Annotated in this window: 17 protein-coding genes; 7 read left to right on the forward strand and 10 right to left on the reverse strand. The window is 71.5% G+C overall.

Features of this window, described 5'->3' with window-relative positions:
* Positions 1–216: 216 nt before the first annotated feature.
* From ACWDY5_RS33560 to ACWDY5_RS33570, 3 genes are all read right to left on the reverse strand, one after another.
* On the reverse strand, positions 217–1,212 hold the full coding sequence (locus ACWDY5_RS33560; protein WP_449726160.1) for a hypothetical protein: 996 nt from the start codon (positions 1,210–1,212) through the stop codon (positions 217–219).
* Between the two features lie 59 nt (positions 1,213–1,271).
* Positions 1,272–2,684, reverse strand: a complete 1,413-nt coding sequence (gene hflX, locus ACWDY5_RS33565; RefSeq protein WP_252486312.1) for a GTPase HflX — start codon at positions 2,682–2,684, stop codon at positions 1,272–1,274.
* A gap of 107 nt (positions 2,685–2,791) precedes the next feature.
* Positions 2,792–3,706, reverse strand: coding sequence for an NADP-dependent oxidoreductase (locus ACWDY5_RS33570; RefSeq protein WP_449726161.1), 915 nt, complete (start codon positions 3,704–3,706; stop codon positions 2,792–2,794).
* A 77-nt stretch (positions 3,707–3,783) separates the two neighbouring features.
* Here ACWDY5_RS33570 and ACWDY5_RS33575 point away from each other — a divergent pair, with 77 nt between their 5' ends.
* Positions 3,784–4,197, forward strand: coding sequence for a winged helix-turn-helix transcriptional regulator (locus ACWDY5_RS33575; RefSeq protein WP_449726162.1), 414 nt, complete (start codon positions 3,784–3,786; stop codon positions 4,195–4,197).
* Here ACWDY5_RS33575 and dapF read toward each other — a convergent pair.
* The 3 genes from dapF to ACWDY5_RS33590 are packed head-to-tail and all read right to left on the reverse strand — an operon-like array spanning position 4,164 to position 6,633.
* Positions 4,164–5,006 (reverse strand): diaminopimelate epimerase, encoded by an 843-nt coding sequence (gene dapF / locus ACWDY5_RS33580; RefSeq protein ID WP_449726163.1) that lies wholly within the window; start codon positions 5,004–5,006, stop codon positions 4,164–4,166. The genes ACWDY5_RS33575 and dapF overlap by 34 nt on opposite strands.
* A 4-nt stretch (positions 5,007–5,010) precedes the next feature.
* The gene (gene miaA, locus ACWDY5_RS33585) at positions 5,011–5,904 is read right to left on the reverse strand and encodes a tRNA (adenosine(37)-N6)-dimethylallyltransferase MiaA (RefSeq protein WP_449726208.1); all 894 of its coding nucleotides are present in this window, start codon (positions 5,902–5,904) and stop codon (positions 5,011–5,013) included.
* Positions 5,905–5,928: 24 nt separating this feature from the next.
* A complete protein-coding gene (locus ACWDY5_RS33590) occupies positions 5,929–6,633 on the reverse strand; it encodes a hypothetical protein (RefSeq protein WP_449726164.1) in 705 nt (234 codons plus the stop codon).
* Positions 6,634–6,843: 210 nt separating this feature from the next.
* On the opposite strand from ACWDY5_RS33590, the gene ACWDY5_RS33595 reads away from it, so the two are divergent.
* From ACWDY5_RS33595 to ACWDY5_RS33615, 5 genes are all read left to right on the forward strand, one after another.
* Positions 6,844–8,163 carry a DUF349 domain-containing protein gene (locus ACWDY5_RS33595; protein ID WP_449726165.1) on the forward strand — a complete coding sequence of 440 codons (1,320 nt, stop codon included), beginning with the start codon at positions 6,844–6,846 and terminating at the stop codon, positions 8,161–8,163.
* Between the two features lie 197 nt (positions 8,164–8,360).
* Positions 8,361–10,649, forward strand: a complete 2,289-nt coding sequence (locus ACWDY5_RS33600; protein WP_449726166.1) for a glycosyl hydrolase family 95 catalytic domain-containing protein — start codon at positions 8,361–8,363, stop codon at positions 10,647–10,649.
* Between the two features lie 172 nt (positions 10,650–10,821).
* Positions 10,822–12,348 carry an NPCBM/NEW2 domain-containing protein gene (locus ACWDY5_RS33605; protein ID WP_449726209.1) on the forward strand — a complete coding sequence of 509 codons (1,527 nt, stop codon included), beginning with the start codon at positions 10,822–10,824 and terminating at the stop codon, positions 12,346–12,348.
* Between the two features lie 219 nt (positions 12,349–12,567).
* The gene (locus ACWDY5_RS33610) at positions 12,568–12,642 is read left to right on the forward strand and encodes a putative leader peptide (RefSeq protein WP_374213349.1); all 75 of its coding nucleotides are present in this window, start codon (positions 12,568–12,570) and stop codon (positions 12,640–12,642) included.
* A gap of 50 nt (positions 12,643–12,692) precedes the next feature.
* Positions 12,693–13,637, forward strand: coding sequence for a helix-turn-helix domain-containing protein (locus tag ACWDY5_RS33615; protein WP_449726167.1), 945 nt, complete (start codon positions 12,693–12,695; stop codon positions 13,635–13,637).
* Positions 13,638–13,691: 54 nt separating this feature from the next.
* On the opposite strand, the gene ACWDY5_RS33620 is transcribed toward ACWDY5_RS33615, so the two are convergent.
* From ACWDY5_RS33620 to miaB, 3 genes are all read right to left on the reverse strand, one after another.
* Positions 13,692–14,855, reverse strand: a complete 1,164-nt coding sequence (locus ACWDY5_RS33620; protein ID WP_449726168.1) for a S8 family peptidase — start codon at positions 14,853–14,855, stop codon at positions 13,692–13,694.
* A 95-nt stretch (positions 14,856–14,950) separates the two neighbouring features.
* Positions 14,951–15,451: an Rv2732c family membrane protein gene (locus tag ACWDY5_RS33625; protein WP_449726169.1), complete on the reverse strand. Its 501-nt coding sequence runs from the start codon at positions 15,449–15,451 to the stop codon at positions 14,951–14,953.
* Positions 15,436–16,914, reverse strand: a complete 1,479-nt coding sequence (gene miaB / locus ACWDY5_RS33630; protein WP_449726170.1) for a tRNA (N6-isopentenyl adenosine(37)-C2)-methylthiotransferase MiaB — start codon at positions 16,912–16,914, stop codon at positions 15,436–15,438. The genes ACWDY5_RS33625 and miaB overlap by 16 nt, the downstream gene beginning before the upstream one ends.
* A 70-nt stretch (positions 16,915–16,984) precedes the next feature.
* Between miaB and ACWDY5_RS33635 the strand changes: the two genes are divergently transcribed.
* Entirely contained in the window at positions 16,985–17,923 is a 939-nt protein-coding gene (locus tag ACWDY5_RS33635; RefSeq protein WP_449726171.1) for a TAXI family TRAP transporter solute-binding subunit, read from the forward strand.
* 54 nt (positions 17,924–17,977) lie between these two features.
* Here the strand turns inward: ACWDY5_RS33635 and ACWDY5_RS33640 are convergent, their stop codons facing one another.
* Positions 17,978–19,381 carry a HAMP domain-containing sensor histidine kinase gene (locus ACWDY5_RS33640; RefSeq protein WP_449726172.1) on the reverse strand — a complete coding sequence of 468 codons (1,404 nt, stop codon included), beginning with the start codon at positions 19,379–19,381 and terminating at the stop codon, positions 17,978–17,980.

Consider the following 19,381-nt stretch of genomic DNA (forward strand, 5'->3'; position numbering starts at 1 on the left):
TTGAGGTTCCCCATGCCCGTCAACCCTCCGAAATCAAACCACATCCCAGCCCACGGCCGCCCTTGCGTTGCGTGGCCTTGGCGGCGGTTGCTGTGTGCGTCCGTGGGCTGGGATGTGGTTCGTTTTCTCCAGGTTGACGGGCATGGGGAACCTCAAGACTTCGGACAGGTTTTCGAAAAGCCAGCCCGCCGCGAGTCCGTCGCTGGTCCTTGCTCGCTACCGCTTCGCTTTTCGCGTGCGGCTAACCAGGAAAACCACTGCGGCCGCGCCAACTCCGGCCAGCAGGATCGCGCCCCAAGACGTGCCGCCTCCGCCGCCCTCTTCTGTGGGTTGGCCCGCTGCCTGGTTCCCGGTGCCGTTCGGTGCCTTCGTCTCCGACTTCTGGGCCGGGGCGGGGGCATTGCCACTGGCGAACTTCACCGCGCCGGGGACCGCTCTGATGGGGTCCATTTCCTCGGAGCCGGAGAGCAGGGTGCCGTCTGGTTCGAATGCGATGGCTTCGCCCTGGGACTCGTTTGGCAGGGGGACTCGCACCGGGTCGCGTTTCAGGGCTTCGGCCAGGTCGCCGTCGGGGGCTGGGAACAGGAGGGCGTCCGTATAAGTGCGCAGGGCGGCCATGGTGCCGTCTTGGTTTACCGCGCCGCCGGTTACCAGGACTGAGCCGATGCCGCCTACTGGGCCGCCGGGGGTGCTGGTGGTGGTGATGCGGATGGTGCCGACCTTTTCCAGCGCGGTGGGGCCGGGAGCCGTCAGTGCCTTGCTGGGGCGGTAGATGCCCGCCGGGGCGAAGGGCTCCTTGGTGACGATGTACGGGGTGCCTTTGCGGTCCAGCAGCAGGGCCTCGGCGTCGTGGGGGCCGTCGGGGTAGGTCAGGCGGTAGAGGGTCGCCTTGCCGTTGGGGGTCAGGGCGTGCAGGGCGATGTTGTCGCGTTTTTTGCCGTTGTCGCCGGTGTCAGCCAGCCAGAGGGTGCCGTCGGCGGCTCGGGCCAGGTCTTCGACGTCGAAGGGGTCGGTGGCGTTGGTGATGGCGCGCTCGACCTTGCAGTCCGGGGTGAGCACCAGGACCTGGAGACGGGAGCCGCCGTCGGCCATGGCGTACCAGCGTTTGCCGTCGCTGGCCAGGCCGCTGAGCTCCTTCAGGCGTTTGTCGGTGTAGCGGCACTTCTCGACCGGGGCTGGGGGGTCGGCGGCCAGGGCCGGGGCCGCCGACATGCACAACAGCGCTGCCATTGTTGCCAGCAGCGCTGTTGTGCGGGTCAGCAGCCTTCTCATCACGCCCGGTGGTCCGCGAACTCGCCGAGTTGACCTGCCAGTTCCGGCTTGACCCTGGCGCGCAGCTCGGTGCCGTCCTCGGTGTGCTTCTCGGTCAGCACCTCGCCCTCGGTGTGCACCCGGGAGACCAGCTCGCCCCTGCTGTACGGGATGAGCAGCTCCACCAGGACCTCCGGCCGCGGGATGCGGTCGGCGAGCAGGGCGCGCAGGGAGTCGATGCCCGCTCCGGTGTGCGCGGAGACGAACACCGCGTCCGGGAACAGGTGGCGCAGTCGCGTCGCGGTCAGCTCATCGGCCTGGTCCAGCTTGTTCACCACCAGGATCTCCGGCGGCATCGGGGTGTCCCGGTTGGCGATGATCTCGGTGAAGACCTCGCGCACCGCGGAGACCTGACGCTCCGGCAGCGGGTCCGAACCGTCCACCACGTGCAGGATGAGGTCCGCGTCGGCGACCTCCTCCAGGGTGGAGCGGAAGGACTCGACCAGCTGGTGCGGCAGGTGCCGCACGAAGCCGACCGTGTCGGTCAGGGTGAAGCCGCGGCCGTCCGGGGTCACCGCGCGCCGGGTGGTCGGGTCCAGGGTCGCGAACAGCGCGTCCTCGACCAGCACACCGGCGTTGGTGAGCGCGTTGAGCAGGCTGGACTTGCCCGCGTTGGTGTACCCGGCGATGGCCACGTTCGGCACCAGGTTGGCCACCCGCATGCCGCGTTTGGTCTCCCTGACCGTGCCCATCGCACGGATCTCCTTGCGCAGCTTGGCCATCCGCTTGGTGATCCGCCTGCGGTCGGTCTCCAGCTTGGTCTCACCGGGACCACGCAGACCCACACCGGCGTTGCCACCGGCGCGGCCACCGGCCTGCCTGGACAGCGACTCACCCCAGCCGCGCAGCCTGGGCAGCAGGTACTGCAGCTGGGCCAGCTCGACCTGCACCTTGCCGGCCCGGGAGCTGGCGTGCTGGGCGAAGATGTCCAGGATCAGCGCGGTCCGGTCGACCACCTTGACCTTGAGCTTCTCCTCCAGCTGACGCAGCTGGCCGGGCGAGAGCTCACCGTCGCAGATGACCGTGTCGGCGCCGGTCGCGATGACCGACTCGCGCAGCTCCAGGACCTTGCCCGAGCCGATGTAGGTGGCCGGGTCCGGTTTCTGGCGGCGCTGGATGAGTCCTTCCAGGACCTCCGCGCCCGCGGTCTCGGCCAGCCGGGCCAGCTCCGCGAGCGAGGCTTCCGCCTCCTCGGCGTCGCCCTCGGTCCACACGCCGACCAGCACTACCCGCTCGAGCCGGAGCTGCCGGTACTCGACCTCGCTGATGTCCGCGAGTTCGGTGGACAGCCCGGCGACCCTGCGGAGCGCGGCACGGTCGGCCAGTTCCATCTCGCCGGTCGAGAGGATGTCCGTCTCGTCGGCCTGTGTCATGAATTCCGTCATACGCCACCCAGTGTCCCACGTTCCGCCAGCGATTTCCGGGGCGAAGCGAGGGTTTTGGGTCACCCACCACCTGATGGGTGACCCAAACGGGTGACTCAGGGGGCCAGCACGATCCGGCCGCGGTACCCACCGGCGGCCAGCTTGGTGTAGGCCTCGGTGACCCGCTCGAACGGCAGCACCTCGGCCACCCGCACGCTCAGCTCGCCCTTGGCCACCAGCTCGGACAGCTCGGTCAGCCGGGCCCCGTCCGCGGTGACCAGCACCGCGAGCAGCCGCACGTCCCGGTCACTCTCCGGCTTGCTGCCGTCCACGCTGACAAAACCGCCGCCGTCACGCACCGCGGCGAGCGCCGCCTCCCCCACCTTCGCCGCGTCGATCACGCCGTCCACCTGCCCGAACGTGGTCAGCGACGCGCCACGCGGGATGAACTCGGCCGCGCCGAAGCCGCGCACCAGCTCCTCGTCGGCCGCGCCGGCGGTGGCGATCACCCGCAGCCCGCGCGCCGTGCCCAGCTCCACCGCGTACCCGCCGACCCCGCCCGCCGCGCCGGTGACCAGCAGCGTGCTGCCCGCCGGCAGCTCCAGCAGGTCGATGGCCTGGTCCGCGGTCAGCGAGTTCAGCGGCAGGCTGGCCGCCTCCGCGGCGGTCTTGCCCGCCGGGAACGGGGCCAGGTCGGTCGCGGGCAGCACCGCGTACTCGGCCTGCACGTCCGGCACCCGGTCCAGCTGGTCGGACAGGCCGATCACCCGGTCGCCGGCCGCGTAGCCGGTGACGCCCTCGCCGACCGCGTCCACCACCCCGGCCACGTCCCAGCCCACGCCGTAGGCATCCAGCTGCGCCAGCCGGTTCAGCTTCACGAAGAACCCGTTCGCGCTGAGCAGGTCCACCGGGTTGAGGGCGGCCGCCTCCACCTTGATCCGCACCTGGCCCGCGCCGGGCTCGGGCACGGCCACCTCCGCGACCTCCAGCACCTCGGGGCCGCCGAACTTCTTGATCAGAATCGCTCGCATGACCCAAAACTTAGAGTGAGCTACTCTCCATCGGGAAGTACGTACCTCAAAGTGCGTACCTAACCCGAAGGAGAGCGATGGCCACGCTGACCGCGGCCCAGCGCAGAGAAGCCGAGCGCGAGGCCTACGACGCCTATCTGTCGGCCTGCCCGACCCGGAACCTGCTGGACCGGATCAGCGACAAGTGGGTCACCCTGCTGCTGTGCGCGCTGGAGGACGGGCCGCGCCGGTACAACGAGCTCTCCCGCAAACTGGCCGGGATCAGCCAGAAGATGCTCACCCAGACCCTGCGCACGCTGGAGCGTGACGGCCTGGTCACCCGCGAGGTGACCCCGTCGGTGCCGGTGCGGGTGGACTACTCGCTGACCCCGCTGGGCGCCAGCCTGCGCGCCACCGTGCAGCAGCTCAAGCTGTGGGCCGAGGCCAACATGGACGAGGTGTACCTGGCCCGCGCGGGCTACGACGCGCGGACCGAGTCCCACCAGGACTGAGCCAGCGCACCCCTGGCGACCTCGACCGCGGGGCCGGTGAGCGTGGCCCGCTGGGCCTCCACCGCGACCCTGACCTGGCCGCCGGGGATGTCCACGGTGACCTCGCCGGTGCTGCGCCCGGTCAGGTGCAGCGCGGCGGCCGCGGTGGCCACCGTGCCGGTGCCGCAGGAGCGGGTCTCCCCCACGCCGCGCTCGTAGACCCGCATGCGCAGCGCGCCGGGGGCCAGGGTGCGCACGAACTCCACGTTGACCCCGCGCGGGAACACCGCGGGGTCGTGGCCGGGCGCGGTGCTCAGGTCGAGCTCGTCCAGCCCGCCGTCCAGCGGGCAGACCAGGTGCGGGTTGCCCACGTCGACCGCGACCCCCGGGTACTCCCGGCCGCCCAGGGTGGCGGTGGAGCGGCCGAACACGGTGACCGGGCCCATGTCCACGGTGACCGTGCCGTCGGCGTGCGTGCGCACCGGCCGGATACCGGCCCTGGTGCCCACCGCGAACTCGCCTGCCTCGGCCAGACCCTGGTCGACCAGGTAGCGGGCGAAGACCCGGACGCCGTTGCCGCACATCTCGGCGATGGAGCCGTCGGCGTTGCGGTAGTCCATGAACCACTCGGCGGCGTCGACCCCGGCCGGGGCGTCGGTGAGCTTGGCGGTGCGCACCACGCGCAGCACCCCGTCCGCACCCAGCCCGCGCTGCCGGTCGCACAGCGCGCGCACCAGCGCCTCGGTCAGCTCCAGTTCCCCGTCCTCATCGGGCAGGACCACGAAGTCGTTCTCAGTGCCGTGCCACTTGGCGAACTCCACACCAGCCACCCGTTCAGACTACGTCCAGCACGGCCTGGTCAAGGCCGGGGTCCGCCGGGTCGAACCAGTGCGTGCGCTTGTCCCTGCGGAACCAGGAACGCTGCCGCCGGACGAACCGCCGGGTGGCCCTGGTGGTGAGCTCGGCCGCGGTCGCCAGGTCGTGTTCGCCGTCGAAGGCGGCCAGCACCTGCTGGTAGCCCAGCGCCCTGGACGCGGTGAGCCCCTCGCGCAGCCCGACCGCCTCCAGCTTGCGCACCTCCTCGACCAGCCCGGCCGCGAACATCCCGGCCGTGCGCTGCTCGATCCGGGCGTCCAGCGCGGGTAACTCCGGGGCCAGGCCGATGATCACCGTGTCGTAGCGGGGCGGCCCCGGCGTGGGCAGGGTCGCGGAGAACGGCTGCCCGGTGAGCCGGATGACCTCCAACGCGCGCACCACCCGCCGCCCGTTGCTGGGCAGGATGGCCGCGGCGGCCACCGGGTCCTGCTCGGCCAGCCGGTCGTGCAGCACCGCCGAACCGGCCTCGGCCAGCTCGGCCTCCAGCTCGGCGCGCAGGTCGGGGTCGGTGCCGGGGAACTCCAGGTCGTCCAGCACGGACTGCACGTACAGCCCGGACCCGCCGACCAGGATCGGCACCCGGCCCGCCGCCAGCAGCTGCTCCACACACGCCCTGGCCGCGCGCTGGTAGGCCGCCACCGCGGCGGTCTCGGTGACCTCCAGGACGTCGAGCAGGTGGTGCGGCACGCCCTCCCGCTCGGCCTCGGTGAGCTTGGCGGTGCCGATGTCCATGCCCCGGTAGAGCTGGGAGGCGTCCGCGTTGACCACCTCGCCGCCCAGCCGCTGAGCCAGCCGCACGCCCAGCCCCGACTTGCCGGAGGCGGTGGGGCCGACGATCGCGAGCGGACGCAGTGGAGGCACCCGGACAGCGTAAATCTAGCTCCAGGTCGCCACGTGGTAGCCGACGCCGTAGGGACAGCCGGAGTACAGCAGCTCGGCCCGCCAGTCCCGCCCGGCGGTGGCCGCCGCGGCGACCTGGTAGGCGGCCCGGCCGTGCGCCCACAGCTCGACGGCCAGCTCCGGGTCCAGCGCGGCCAGCGGGGCCGGGTCGCCCTCGGCCAGCGCGCCGGAGACCGCCGCATCGAAGGCCGGCGCGCGCTCGTCCGGCGGGACCGGGGAGCGCGGGGTGAGCCGGGCCGAGGAGTCGGCGAGCACGAACAGGCCGGTCCGGGCCGGGCCCGCGGCCAGCCGGGTCCCCAGTTCGTGGCACTCGGCCGGGGACAGCTGGGGCGGTAACAGGCGCACCTCCGCTGAACGTGCGCCCGCGTGCGCGCGCAGCCAGCCCGCGACCAGCGCCGGGACCGGCAGCATCGGATCGGCCGGGCCCTCCCCCGCGCCCAGGTCGACCGCCAGCTCGACGCCGAACCCGGCGAAGGTGCCCTTGGACGCGGGCCCGAGGGTGGCGGGTCCGGCCTGGTCAACCGCTATCACCAGCCAGTCCTCGGCCACCTCGGTGAGGGTGCGGGCGGCGCGCAGGCAGGCTTGGCGCAACGTTTCGGTCTCGGTGGCGGCGCCGGTCACCAGTTCGGGTACCAACAGGGGTGGATGGGGCGCGAAGGCGACTCGGGCGATCACGAGCATCAAGGCTAGTGGGGCTCGCCGAGGGCCGACCGTAGGCAAAAGCAAGGTCACAACCTGGCCCAGGAGTACCACGGGCGGCCCTGACCTGTTTGAATGCGGCGTCGAGGACCGCGAGTGCCGGTCCTCGGCGACGTGCACTGGCCCCGCTGCTGCGGGGCGCCCGCGATCAGACGCGGGCGAGCGAGGCGGGCAGTCAAGGAGGAGCCGGCGATGACGGACCAGGACACGAACCTGGCGACTGTAGCTGCGGCCACACCGGCGCAGCACCCAGGCGGCGCGGGCCCGGCACCATCGGTGCCGGTCGCGTCCGACGATCCAGGCCGCTGGGGCAGGGTCGATGCCGATGGCACCGTGTACGTGCGCACCGAAGAGGGCGAGCGTTCGGTCGGGTCGTGGCAGGCGGGCGAGCCCGCCGAGGGGCTGGCGCACTTCGCGCGCCGCTTCGACGACGTGCGCACCGAGGTCGAGCTGCTGGACACCCGGCTGACCTCCGGCGCCGGTGACCCGAAGCAGGCGCTGGCCAGCGTGCGCACGATCAAGGACAGCCTGGCCGAGGCGCACGTGGTCGGCGACCTGGCGTCGCTGGCCGCGAAGCTGGAGACGCTGATCGTCAAGGCCGAGGCCGCGGTCGAGGCGGGCAAGGCCGCCAAGGAGGCCGCGCGGATCGAGGCGGTGGCCAAGAAGCAGGCGCTGGTCGACGAGGCCGAGCAGATCGCCAACGACTCCACCCAGTGGAAGGTGGCCGGGGACCGGCTGCGCCAGATGCTGGACGAGTGGAAGGCCGTGCGCGGGGTCGACCGCAAGACCGACGAGCAGCTGTGGCGGCGCTTCGCCAAGGCCCGCGACGCCTTCAACCGGCGGCGCGGCTCGCACTTCGCGGACCTGGACCGGCAGCGGGCCACCGCGAAGCAGCGCAAGCAGGAGATCGTGGAGGAGGCCGAGCGGATCGCCGACTCCGACGACTGGGGCGACACGGCCACCCGCTACAAGGACCTGATGACGGAGTGGAAGGCCGCCGGCCGGGCGCCCAAGGACGCGGATGACGTGCTCTGGCAGCGTTTCCGCGGCGCGCAGGACCGCTTCTTCGCCCGCCGCTCCGAGGCCTTCTCCGAGCGGGACGCCGAGTTCGGCGAGAACGCCCGGCGCAAGGAAGAGCTGCTGGCCGAGGCCGAGCAGATCGACCCGGCCGGTCCCGGTGGCCTGGAGGCCGCGCGCGCCCAGCTGTACAAGCTGCAGGAGCGCTGGGACGAGATCGGCAAGGTGCCCAGGGAGCGGGTCCGCGAGCTGGAGGGCCGGCTGCGCGCGATCGAGGAGAAGGTGCGCGGCGCGGTGGACGCGCAGTGGCGCCGCTCCGACCCGGAGGCCGAGGCCAGGGTCGCCCAGTTCCGCGAGCGGGTCGAGCAGTTCGAGTCGCAGGCGGCCAAGGCACGCTCGGCGGGCAACGACCGCAAGGCCAAGGAGGCCGAGGCCCAGGCCGCGCAGTGGCGTGAGTGGCTGGCCGCCGCCGAGGACTCCCTCGCGAGCCGCTGACCAGCGACTACTAGACCCCCGGTCCACTGCGGACCGGGGGTCTTTTTAGTCTGCGCCAGTCCGGTTCGAAAACCTATACATCCGATCTCTTACCTGGTCGGCGCATTGACTCGCCGGGGCCACCCTCCTAGCTTCGTGCACGACAATGGGGTCGAAGCCGCCATCGGCCCATCCACGTCAGCGGAAGAGGCTTGTCGATGGATGAGCAGAGATGGGATCTTTCTCGGCGGACCTTCCTGGCGGCCACCGCGGCGGCCGGAGTGGCGGGCGCGGCCGCGCCGGGAGTGGCGACTGCTGCGGCGGTGGCCGACAGCGCTGGGTCCGAAGTGGACTGGGCGAGGTTCCTGGCGGCGCAGGACCCGGTGTGGCGGACGCTGCCCGCCGAGTGGTGGCAGGGGCCGTTCCTCGGCGACGGCAGGCTCGGCTCGATCATCCGCAAGGAGCCCGGCCGCAACGCGATCCGGTTCAGCGTGCAGCACGCCGAGGTGCAGGACCACCGGCCGCAGTTCGGCAGCGGGCACGGGGTGTGCCGCCTGCCGGTGGGCCACCTGACCCTGGAACCGGCGGGCGCCATCACCGGCGTGGACTGGCGGCTGGACCTGTGGAACGGCGAGTTCACCGGCACCATCACCACTTCCGCGGGCACGCTGAAGCTGCGCGCGTTCGTGCACACCACCCGCTCGGTGCTGCTGGCCCAGGTGACGCCCAGCGGCGGTGAGCGGGTGCGCTGGGTCTTCCACCCCGAACCCGCGGTCAGCACCCGGCCCGGCCCGCCGTCGGGCTACACCCCCAACCCGGACCCGGTGCCGGACACCAGCGGCGCGGAAAACGTGGTGCGGCAGGAGATGCTGGCCGGTGGGCAGACCGCGACCGCCTACCGGGACCCGGCCTGGACCTCCGGCGAGCACACCTTGCTGCTCGCGGTGGCGCACAGCTTCCCGGCGCGCACCGCCGAGGCCGAGGCGCTCACGCTGGTCAGGGCGGCGGCCGCGAGCGGGGTCGCCGGACTGGTCGCCAGCCACCGGGAGTGGTGGCACGCCTTCTACCGCAAGAGTTTTGTCTCGCTGCCGGACCAGCGGTTGCAGAGCTTCTGGTGGATCCAGCTGTACAAGACCGCCACCGGCACCAGGGCGGGCGGCACCGTGATGGCCACCTGCGGGCCGTGGTTCGAGCCGACCGGCTGGCCCGCGGTGTGGTGGAACCTCAACGTGCAGCTGGAGTACTGGCTCATCCACGGCAGCAACCACGTCGAGCTGGACGCGATCACCAGCACACTGCGGGACAACCAGGCGCAGCTGATCAAGAACGTTCGCCCGGAGTACCAACATGATTCGGCCGGTGTCGGCCGCAGCACGGACCGCACCACGCTCAAGGGCAGCTACGTGGCCAGGCCCGGCGACGGCGGCGGCAGCCCCGAGGTCGGCAACCTGACCTGGGCGTTGCACAACGTGTGGCTGACCTACCGGCACACCATGGACAGCTCGATCCTGCGCGAGACGATCTTCCCGATCCTGCGCCGGGCCATCAACTACTACCTGCACTTCCTCAAGCCGGGCACCGACGGCAAGCTGCACCTGCCGGAGACCCACTCCCCCGAGTACGGCAACGCGCCGGACTGCAACTACGACCTGGCGCTGATCCGCTGGGGCTGCCGAACCCTGTTGTACGCCAACGAGAAGCTCGGCAAGAACGATCTGCTGGCGGCCAAGTGGCGGCAGGTGCTGCGCGAGCTGGTGCCGTACCCGAAGGACAAGAACGGGTTCATGATCGGCGCGGGGGTGCCGTATGAGAAGTCGCACCGGCACTACTCGCACCTGCTGATGGTGTACCCGCTCTACGAGGTCACCGGCGAGGACCCGGCCCAGCGCGCGCTGATCGAGACCTCCATCAAGCACTGGCACGCCTTGCAGGGCGCGCACCGCGGCTACAGCTACACCGGGGCCGCTTCCATGCTGGCCGGGCTCGGCCGCGGTGACGAGGCGCTGGCCTACCTGCTGAAGTTCTTCGACCCCAGCACCAGGTACCCGGTCACCGAGAACACCATGTACCGCGAGGGCAGCCCGGTGGTGGAGACGCCGCTGTCGGCCGCGCAGTCCTTGCACGACATGCTGGTGCAGAGCTGGGGCGAGCTCATCCGGATCTTCCCGGCGGTGCCGCGCGGCTGGGCCGATGTCACGGTGGACAAGTTCCGCACCGAGGGCGCGTTCGAGGTCAGCGCGGTCCGCAAGGGCGGGCGGACGCGGTGGGTTTTGTTGCACAGCTTGGCGGGTTCGCCGTGCCGGGTGCGGCACGGGATCCTGCGGCCGATCCAGGTCAGCCGCCCGGACGGCTCACCGGTCCTGTTCCGCGAGCGGCCCGGCGGGGTGGCCGAGATCGACCTGCCGCGCGGCGGCACCGCGGTGGTGCACCCGCAGGGCGCGCTGCCGGACCTGACCATCGCACCGGTCAAGATTTCCAGCCCCGGCAAGCCGTGGGGCCTGCCCTAGTCACCTCGCCGCCGCGAAACCCGTTGCCGGACAAGGAGTTATCGTGCGCAGAAGACTGACGGCCGTGCTGGCCGCGGCGTCCACCGTGGTCGCCGCGACCGGGTTCGTGCTGACCACCGTGGCCGCACCGCAGGCCGAGGCACTGGAGAACGGACTGGCCCGCACACCCCCGATGGGCTTCAACAACTGGAACACCACGCACTGCCGCGCGGAGTTCAACGAGAAGATGGTCATGGACATGGCCGACATCTTCGTCAGCAAGGGCCTCAAGGACGTGGGCTACTCCTACGTCAACATCGACGACTGCTGGGCCAAGACCAGCCGCAACGCCCAGGGCGACCTGGAACCCGACCCGAAGCGGTTCCCGCGCGGCATCAAGTTCGTCGCCGACTACGTGCACGGCAAGGGGCTCAAGTTCGGCATCTACACCAGCGCGGGCACCAAGACCTGCAACGCGCTCGGCTTCCCCGGCGGCCTCGGCCACGAGGAGCAGGACGCCAAGCTGTTCGCCTCCTGGGGCGTGGACTACCTCAAATATGACAACTGCAACAACCAGGGCGTGGACGCCAAACAGCGCTACCGCAAGATGCGCGACGCGCTGAAGGCCACCGGCCGCCCGATCGTGTTCTCCATCTGCGAGTGGGGCCAGAACAAGCCCTGGGAGTGGGCGCAGGACGTGGGCAACCTGTGGCGCACCACCGGTGACATCAACGACACCTGGGCCAAGATGGTGCAGATCTTCAAGAAGAACCTGCCGCTGGCCCAGTACGCCAAGCCTGGCGCGTGGAACGACCCGGACATGCTGGAGGTCGGCAACGGCGGCATGACCCCGACGGAGTACCGCTCGCACTTCAGCCTGTGGGCGATCATGGCCGCGCCGCTGCTGATCGGCGCGGACCTGCGCAAGGTCAGCCAGGAGAACTTCGCCACCCTGCTGAACAAGGACGTCATCGACGTCGACCAGGACGTCAAGGGCGTGCAGGGCAGGCAGGTCAAGGCAGCCGGCGGCACGTACGTGATCGCCAAGCCGCTGGCCAACGGCGATGTCGCGGTGGCGCTGTTCAACGAGAACTCCTCGGCCCGGACCATCAGCACCACCGCCGCGGAGATCGGCCTGTCCGGCAACAACTTCCGGCTCAAGGACCTGTGGTCCAAGGCCACCAGCACCAGCACCGGCGCGATCAGCGCCTCCGTTCCCGCGCACGGCACGGTGATGTACCGGGTCAGCAGGACCGGCGCGCAGACCCCGCCACCGGCGGGCACCTCGCAGGTCTCGGACCTGGACTGGCAGGGCGTGGCCAACGGCTGGGGCCCGGCGGAGCAGGACCGCAGCAACGGCAACCAGGCCGCCGGTGACGGCAAGCCGCTGACCATCGGCGGCACCGCCTACGCCAAGGGCCTCGGCGTGCACGCGCGCAGCGAGGTCACGGTGTACCTGGGGCGCAGGTGCTCCACGTTCACCGCGCAGGTCGGCATCGACGACGAGGTGGCGGGCGGCAACGGCTCGGTGGTGTTCGAGGTGCACGCGGACGGGGTCCGGAAGGCGGCCACCGGGGTGCTCACCGGGGCCGGCGGGCCGACCGCGGTCACCGCGGATGTCGGTGGCGCGGAACAGCTCCGGCTGGTGGTCACCGACGGCGGGGACAACATCAACCACGACCACGCGGACTGGGCGGAGGCCAAGCTGACCTGCGCCTGATGCGGATGGCGTAACCACATCACTCGGATGGCCCGCATCGATCGTCGGTGCGCTGGCCCAGGATTGTGGTCTCCCGCCGCCACGGGAGAGCGCATTCCCCGCCGCCACTGGGCCGTCTGGCGAGCCTGGCTGCGTACCTGGCCACCAGGAACGCGGCCAGGCGTCCAGGGACTGAGAGCCCGTTGACACCCCGAAACGATCGCCCCTAGCGTCAAACCCATGGCACCGCAGGCATTCCTGACCACCCGGGGTCACATCGACCTCGTCCGGGTGGCTTCCGCGGCCTGTCGCTGATCCCGTAGCACAAGTCTCCCCTGCCACCAGAGACCCACGGGACCAACTCCATGACGCTGGCCGTTTCCCCCGACCTGCCCACCCTGCTCCGCACCGGCCCGTTCCCGGCCGCGCTGCGCGCCGCGATCCAGGCCAGCGGCCTGAGCCTGGACCGGGTGCAGCACCGATTACGCGCCCGCGGCGCCGCGGTGAGCGTGGCGACCCTGAGCAACTGGCAGTCCGGCCGCCGCCAGCCCGAACGCGAGGACTCCTTCCTGGTGCTGGCGCACCTGGAGTCCGTGCTCGGGCTGCCCGAGGCCGCGCTGCGCATCCTGGTCGGCCCGCCCCGCCCGCGCGGCAGGCACGCCATGACCCCCGTCCCTGCTCCCCCGGTGGAACAGCTCTGGTCCCGCCCGGATCGCCTCGGCGCTCTACTGTCCACTGTGGACACCAACTCGGACGGCCTGCTGACCAGGCTGAGTCAGCACGACCTGGTGGAAGTCGGCGCGGACGGACGGCAGCGGAGCCTGCGGGTCAAGCAGGTGCTGCGTGCCGACGCCGACGGCGCGGACCGCTGGCTGGTGGTCTTCGACCCCCGGCACCCGCGCGGCCTGGCCGCCGGCCTGGTCCCCTTGCGGCACTGCCGGTTGGGCACGGTCGCGGTCGACCCGGAGAGCGGGCTGATGGCCGCCGAACTGCTCTTCGACGCCCCGCTGGCCAGGGGCGAGACGGTGATGATGGAGTTCGAGATCCTCAGCCCGGCAGGCTCGCCGCCCCGCCAGGGCGAGATGTTCTGCCGCAAGTTCCGCCGCCCGGTCCGCGACTACCTGGCCGAGATCCGCTTCCACCCGGACGCCCTGCCACAGCGCGCCTACCAAGTCACCAGCCCGCTCAGCTCGCCAACCGGCACCCGCCGCCGGGCCCTCACCGTCTCGGCCGCCGGCTCGGTGCACGCCACCGCCCAGGACGTCGGCCCCGGCACCTTCGCCATCCGCTGGGACGGCATCCCGGTCTGACCCACGACAACGCCCCCGGGACCGGGTCCCGGGGGCGTTTCCCTTCGTCGTGGCTCAGGAGCCGGTGTGCAGCAGGCGGTTGGGGCTGCCCGCGCCGGGACTGGTGACCTTGTTCGGGGTGGCGGCCGCGACCAGGGCGTCGCGGACCTGTTGCGGGGTGGCGGCCGGGTTGGCGGACAGGTACAGGGCAGCGGCGCCGGTGACGTGCGGGGCGGCGAAGCTGGTGCCGCTGCCGGTGTAGGTGGCGGTGTCGCCGGAGCGCCAGGACGAGGTGATGTCCACGCCGGGGGCGAACAGGTCGACCCTGGGACCGAAGGCGGACCAGCTGGCCCTGGTGTCGGTGCGACTGGTCGCGCCGACCGTGATGGCCTGCTCGACCCTGGCCGGGGAGTTGTTCACCGCGTCCACGCCGTTGTTGCCGGCGGCGATGGAGTAGGTCACCCCGGAGGTGATCGAGCGCTGCACGGCGGCGTCCAGGGCGGCGGACACGCCGCCGCCCAGGCTGACGTTGGCGACCGCGGGCTTCACCGCGTTCTTGGTGATCCAGTCCACGCCCGCGATCACGCCCGCGGTGGTGCCGCTGCCCTGGGCGTTGAGTACCCGGACGCCGTGCAGCCTCACGTCCTTGGCCACGCCGTAGCCGGTGCCGGCCGCGGTCCCGGCGACGTGCGTGCCGTGGCCGTTGGCGTCGTCCGGGTCGGTGTCGTTGTCGACGAAGTCGTAGCCATTTCCGACCCGGCCGGAGAACTGCTGATGAGTGGCCCGAATTCCGGTGTCGAGAATGTAGATGTGCACATTCGCGGCGGTGTTGGAGTAGGTGTAGGAGTTGTTCAGGGGGAGGTTGCGCTGGTCGATGCGGTCCAGGCCCCAGGACGGCGGGTTGGGCTGGGTGGCGGTCAGCGACACCACCTGGTTCTGCTCCACGTAGGCCACGTTCGGGTCCGCGGCCAGGCGGCGGGCGGCGCGGGCGTCGGCGGTGACCTCGAAGCCGTTGAGCGCGGCCGAGAATGTTCGTCTGACCTGGGCGTTCACCTTGGCTGACAAACCGGCCGGGGCGGCGTGGCCGTTGAGCACGACCAGGTAGCTGCCGGGCACCGCGGTGGCCGAGTCAGCGCCCCGGACCGCGCCCTCGGCGGCCTGGGCGGGCAGGGCCGCGAGGCCGCTGACAGCCAGTGCGGACAGCGCTGCGAGGCTGAGCGCACGGGTGGTTTTCGACATGTTTTCTCCTTGGCAGGGAATTGCTTGGTGGCAAATCCGAGCCTAGGAGAAATCCGCACGGCCGAACAGAATTTACAATTTACGGCGTTGACGTTTTACGGGCGGGACCAGGCCAGCCGGAACCACTGGATGCCGAGCACCACCAGCGGCAGCACCGCCACGTAGAGCCCGGCCCCGGGGCCGGGGGCCTGGAACACGGTCTGCCGGGTCCACACCGACAGCAGGCCCAGCATCACCGACAGCCAGCAGCCCAGCGTGGACACCCAGGCCAGTGCCCACAGGCGCAGGCTGAGGGTGGCCGCGGTGAGCAGGACGCCGAAGAAGACCGCGAAGCCGCCGAACAGCCTGGGCAGCACGCCGATCTTGAGCGCGGGGTCGGTCTGGCCGAGCAGCACCTGCCAGCCCGCCGCGTCGCCGACCCAGGGCAGCAGGGCGGAGACCAGCAGCACCAGCACCGCGCCCGCGATCACCATCGCGCTGCGCGGCGCGGGCTCGACCCTGCGCACCACCCGGCGCTCGACCTGCTTCAACTCCTCGGCGAACTCAGCCATGTCATCCCGTCCGTCCTGCGCCCCGGCGTTCATCGGCTGCCGCATCCGCCCACCACCGCGGGCTGGGGCGTGGCCGGGGCGCCGAAGGACGGCAGGCCCAGGGTCACGCCGGAAGTCTTGGGGCGCTTGCCTTCCGCCCAGTTGTCACCGGCCCTGGTGCGGCGGTGGGAGAGCAGGTCGCCGTCGGCGATCAGGTTGTGCGGGGCGCCGTAGGTGATCGCGGTGGTGACCACGTCACCCGGCCGGATCTCCCCGTCGGCCGCGCCGACCGGGTTGAAGTGCACCAGGCGGCCGTCGCGGGCCCGGCCGGACAGACGGCGGGTGGCGGTGTCCTTGCGGCCCTCGCCCTCGGACACCACGACCTCGACCACGCGGCCTTCCTGCTCGCGGTTGAGGTCCCAGGAGATCTGCTCCTGCAACGCGATCAGCCGCTCGTAGCGCTCCTGCACGACCTGCTTGGGCAGCTGGTCGTCCATGGTCGCCGCGGGGGTGCCGGGGCGCTTGGAGTACTGGAAGGTGAAGGCGGAGGAGAACCGGGAGGCCGCGACGACGTCCAGGGTGCCCTGGAAGTCCTCCTCGGTCTCGCCGGGGAAGCCGACGATGATGTCGGTGGTGATCGCCGCGTCCGGGATCGCGGCCCGCACCTTGTCCACAATGGACAGGTAGCGGTCGCTGCGGTAGGAGCGGCGCATCGCCTTGAGCACCCGGTCGGAGCCGGACTGCAGCGGCATGTGCAGCTGCGGGCAGACGTTCGGCGTCTCGGCCATGGCGGCGATGACGTCGTCGGTGAAGTCCCTGGGGTGCGGGGAGGTGAACCGGACCCGCTCCAGGCCCTCGATCTCACCGCAGGCGCGCAGCAGCTCGGAGAAGGCGGTGCGCTGGCCGAACTCGGCGCCGTAGGAGTTGACGTTCTGCCCGAGCAGGGTCACCTCCAGCACGCCCTCGGCGACCAGGGCCTGCACCTCGGCCAGGATGTCGCCGGGCCTGCGGTCCTTCTCCTTGCCGCGCAGCGCGGGCACGATGCAGAAGGTGCAGGTGTTGTTGCAGCCCACCGAGATCGACACCCAGGCCGAGTGCGCGGAGTCGCGCCGGGCGGGCAGGGTGGACGGGAAGGTCTCCAGCGACTCCAGGATCTCCACCTGGGCCTCGGCGTTGTGCCGGGCGCGTTCCAGCAGCACCGGCAGCGAGCCGATGTTGTGCGTGCCGAAGACCACGTCCACCCAGGGCGCGCGCTTGACGATCTCGCCGCGGTCCTTCTGCGCGAGGCAGCCGCCGACCGCGATCTGCATGCCGGGGTGCGCGTCCTTGACCGGGCGCAGGTGCCCCAGGTTGCCGTACAGCCGGTTGTCCGCGTTCTCGCGCACCGCGCAGGTGTTGAACACGACGATGTCGGCGTTGTCATCGGCGGCGCGCACGTATCCCGCGTCCTCCATCAGGCCCGCGAGCCGTTCGGAGTCGTGCACGTTCATCTGACAACCGTAGGTACGGATCTGGTAGCTGCGTGTCACCCGCTCGTCCTTTCCCGGTTTCCCGGTTCAAGAGTCCAGGGTAGAGCGCTTCGCCTGGCAGGATGAACCGGTGTCCCGCCGACTCCTGAGTCTGCTGCTCGCCATGGCCACCGCGCTCGCCCTGGGTGGCTGCGGTGGGCAGCTGGAGGGCGTGCGGCTGACCATCGCCACCGGTGGCACCGCGGGCGTCTACTACCAGCTGGGCAAGGCGCTGTCCGGGGCCTGGGAGCGGGACCTGGGCATGCCGAGGCCGACCGTGCTGCCCACCGCGGGCTCGGTGGACGCGCTGGGCAAGCTGGAGTCCGGCGAGGCCGACCTGGCCTTCGCCGCCGCCGACGCCGCGGTGCGCGCCTTCGACCAGCAGCGCCCGAACCGGCGGCTGCGCGCGCTGGCCCGGATGCACGACGACTTCTTCCACGTGATCGTCCGCGCGGAGATCCCGGCCACCAGGCTGGCCGACCTGCGCGGGCTGCGGATCGCCACCGGCTCGGCCGAGTCGGGCACCCGCTTGATCGCCGACCGGCTGCTTGAGCAGGCGAAACTCTCCGCGGCGGACCTCCGCCAGGCACCGACCGACCTGCAGGACTCGATCATCGCGCTCAAGCGCGGCGAGCTGGACGGGTTCTTCTGGTCCGGTGGCCTGCCCACGCCCACGGTGCGCGAGGCGGCGGCGGGCATGTCGCTGCGGATGATCGACCTGAGCGATGTGCTGCCTGGACTGCTGGACAAATATTCCTCGGTATACGGCAGCGCCACGGTGCCCGCCTCCACCTACGGCATGCACAACGGCCCGGTGACCACGCTGGTGGTGCGCAACTTCCTGCTGACCACCGAGGCGCTGGCCGCCGACACCGCGGCCGCGCTCACCGAGGGCATGTTCGCGGCCAGGGACGACCTGATCAGGGCGAACCAGGTGGCGCTGTCCCTGGACACCCGCTCGGCGATCGAAACAGCCCCGATCGACCTGCATGAAGGGGCCCTGCGCTACTACCGGGGGACCAAGGTCTAGGGCACTGCCCGCGGTCGACGTCGGCCCCGGCCTGAACCCGGCGGTAGTCGCCGGCTAGCCCTCTTCGAGCGACTCGAACTCGATCACCGGGAGCTCGACCACCACGGCCAGGCCGCCGCCCTCGGGCAGTTCCAGCCGGACCGCGCCGCCCGCCCGTTCCACCACCCGGCGCACGATCGCCAGGCCCAGGCCGGAACCGGTGATGTTCTGGTGGCTTGGCGAGCGCCAGAACCGGTCGGTGGCCCGCTCCAGCTCCTCCGCGGTGAGCCCCGGCCCGTGGTCGCGGACGGTGAGCACCACCCGCTGCCCGGCCTGCTCCGCGCTGACCACGACCGAGGAGTGGTCGGGGCTGAACTTGAGCGCGTTGTCCAGCAACGCGTCCAGCACCGTCTCCACCCCGCGCGGCGGGGCCAGCGCGAACAGGTCCGGTTCGGTGCGGGTGGACAGCGCGATGCCGCGCGCGGCCGCGACCACCCGCCAGGCGTCCACCCGCTCGGCCACCGCCCCGTCCACCTCGGCTGGCACCGGCTCCACCGAGCTGGCCTCGGCCCGCGCCATGGACAGCAGCTCGTCCAGGATCTGGTTCAGCCGGACGGTCTCCTCCATGGCCGCGTGGTGCTGCTCCACCGAGTCCTCGTGCACGTGCCCTTCGAGGTTGCCCAGCCGCAGCCGGAGCGCGGTGAGCGGGTTGCGCAGCTGGTGCGAGGCGTCGGCGACGAAGGCGCGCTGGGCGGCCAGCACATCGCTGACGCTGGCGGCCATCTGGTCGAAGGAGCGGGTCAGGTGCCGCAGCTCGGGCGGGCCGGTCTCGCCGCCGACGGCCTCCACCGGGCGGCCGCTGACCACGCTGGCCACCATCCGGCCGGTGGCCTCGTCCAGGCGGCGCACCGGGCGCAGGATCCAGCGCACCACGGGCAGCGCGAGCAGCACGCCGAGGCTCAGCACGGCCACGCTGGCCAGCGCCAGCACGCTCCACCAGACCAGCACCCGCAGCCTGCTCGCGTCGGTGGGCGAGACGGTGACCACCGCGCCGCGGACCTCGCCGCCCACCCGCACCGGCTCGGCCAGCACCAGCGGGGTGCGGTCCCAGGGCATCAGGGTGGACCCGGTCTCCGGCACCCGCCCGGCCAGGGCCAGCTTCAGCCGCTCGGCGATCCGGGGGTCGTCCACCTTGACCGAGTCGTCGGAGGTGACCAGGAAGTGGTTCTCCCGGTCGGTGACCAGCACCGAGATGCCGTGCACCTGCTGGTAGCGCTGGAGCTCGGGCCGCATCAGGTCCGGTTTGTCCGCCAGCAGCGGGTTCTGCGCCAGGCTGGCGAACCGGCTGGTGTCGCCGACCCGGTCCAGGAACAGCCGCTGCTGCTCGGTGCCGGCCACGTTCAGCGCCAGCGGCACGCCGAGGCCGAGCAGCACGAGCACCAGCAGCGACAGCATGATCACCAACAGCCGGGAGCGCAC

The organism is Crossiella sp. NPDC003009 (genome assembly GCF_053591555.1).